This is a genomic window from Flaviaestuariibacter terrae (assembly GCF_054777635.1).
Genome location: NZ_BAAHAL010000018.1, coordinates 1 through 2192, shown reverse-complemented (window position 1 = coordinate 2192; position 2192 = coordinate 1). Strand labels below are relative to the sequence as shown.

Below are 2192 nucleotides of genomic sequence, written 5' to 3'. Positions count from 1 at the left end.
GTGTGTGGTGGCTGGTTTTTTGGCTGGTTTCGAATTTTGTGCAGCATGGATCCTTCTTTTTCCGGGGGGTTTGTGTTGTGTTCGTAGTTTTTTACGGAGAGTTTGATCCTGGCTCAGGATGAACGCTGGCGGCGTGCTTAACACATGCAAGTCGAACGATGATCTCCAGCTTGCTGGGGGGATTAGTGGCGAACGGGTGAGTAACACGTGAGTAACCTGCCCTTGACTCTGGGATAAGCCTGGGAAACTGGGTCTAATACTGGATATGACCTTCCATCGCATGGTGGTTGGTGGAAAGCTTTTGTGGTTTTGGATGGACTCGCGGCCTATCAGCTTGTTGGTGGGGTAATGGCCTACCAAGGCGACGACGGGTAGCCGGCCTGAGAGGGTGGACGGCCACACTGGGACTGAGACACGGCCCAGACTCCTACGGGAGGCAGCAGTGGGGAATATTGCACAATGGGCGCAAGCCTGATGCAGCGACGCCGCGTGAGGGATGAAGGCCTTCGGGTTGTAAACCTCTTTCAGTAGGGAAGAAGCGAAAGTGACGGTACCTGCAGAAGAAGCGCCGGCTAACTACGTGCCAGCAGCCGCGGTAATACGTAGGGCGCAAGCGTTATCCGGAATTATTGGGCGTAAAGAGCTCGTAGGCGGTTTGTCGCGTCTGCCGTGAAAGTCCGGGGCTTAACCCCGGATCTGCGGTGGGTACGGGCAGACTTGAGTGATGTAGGGGAGACTGGAATTCCTGGTGTAGCGGTGAAATGCGCAGATATCAGGAGGAACACCGATGGCGAAGGCAGGTCTCTGGGCATTAACTGACGCTGAGGAGCGAAAGCATGGGGAGCGAACAGGATTAGATACCCTGGTAGTCCATGCCGTAAACGTTGGGCACTAGGTGTGGGGGACATTCCACGTTTTCCGCGCCGTAGCTAACGCATTAAGTGCCCCGCCTGGGGAGTACGGCCGCAAGGCTAAAACTCAAAGGAATTGACGGGGGCCCGCACAAGCGGCGGAGCATGCGGATTAATTCGATGCAACGCGAAGAACCTTACCAAGGCTTGACATGAACCGGAACGGCGCAGAGATGTGTCGGCCACTTGTGGCCGGTTTACAGGTGGTGCATGGTTGTCGTCAGCTCGTGTCGTGAGATGTTGGGTTAAGTCCCGCAACGAGCGCAACCCTCGTTCCATGTTGCCAGCGGGTTATGCCGGGGACTCATGGGAGACTGCCGGGGTCAACTCGGAGGAAGGTGGGGACGACGTCAAATCATCATGCCCCTTATGTCTTGGGCTTCACGCATGCTACAATGGCCGGTACAAAGGGTTGCGATGCTGTGAGGTGGAGCTAATCCCAAAAAGCCGGTCTCAGTTCGGATTGAGGTCTGCAACTCGACCTCATGAAGTCGGAGTCGCTAGTAATCGCAGATCAGCAACGCTGCGGTGAATACGTTCCCGGGCCTTGTACACACCGCCCGTCAAGTCACGAAAGTTGGTAACACCCGAAGCCGGTGGCCTAACCCTTTTGGGGGGGAGCCGTCGAAGGTGGGACCGGCGATTGGGACTAAGTCGTAACAAGGTAGCCGTACCGGAAGGTGCGGCTGGATCACCTCCTTTCTAAGGAGCGCCTACAACTGTCCGTTCCACGTTGTGTGGGGTGTGGGGGTTGTCAGGAGTATGCCCATTGCGCAGGCGTTTGTTCTGCGGTGGGTGCTCATGGGTGGAATATCAACGAATTGATGGCTGCTGGTGCTGGTCGTGTTGAGTACGGGCCTGTGTTTCCTGCCTGTCCCTTTGGGGGTTGGTGGGGGGTGTGGGTTTGGGAAAGGCGTGGTTGGTGGTGGTGGTTTCATTGTTTGGCACACTGTTGGGTCCTGAGGCAACAGGAGTCCGCATTCCTTTGTGGGGTGTGGGTTGTTGGGGTTTCTGGTTTTCCTGGGCATGGCTGCCTGCATCTTGATCCCTGTTTTGTTTGGGGGTTGTGGGGTGCCGGTGGTGTGTTTACTGGGGTTGTTGTTTGAGAACTGCATAGTGGACGCGAGCATCTTAAAATTTTGTGTTCGCATACAACCGTTTACCGGCCTTTAGGGGTTGGTGTGTGTTGTGTGTGTGATCGTCAAGTTTTTAAGGGCACACGGTGGATGCCTTGGCATCAGGAGCCGAAGAAGGACGTGGGAATCTGCGATAAGCCTGGGG

2 rRNA genes are annotated in these 2192 nt (G+C 55.8%); both read left to right on the top strand.

Features of this window, described 5'->3' with window-relative positions:
• The first annotated feature begins 90 nt into the window (after positions 1-90).
• Positions 91-1613 (top strand): 16S ribosomal RNA (locus ACYU7Z_RS16415).
• Between the two features lie 497 nt (positions 1614-2110).
• Positions 2111-2192 (top strand): 23S ribosomal RNA (locus tag ACYU7Z_RS16410); the annotation flags it as partial.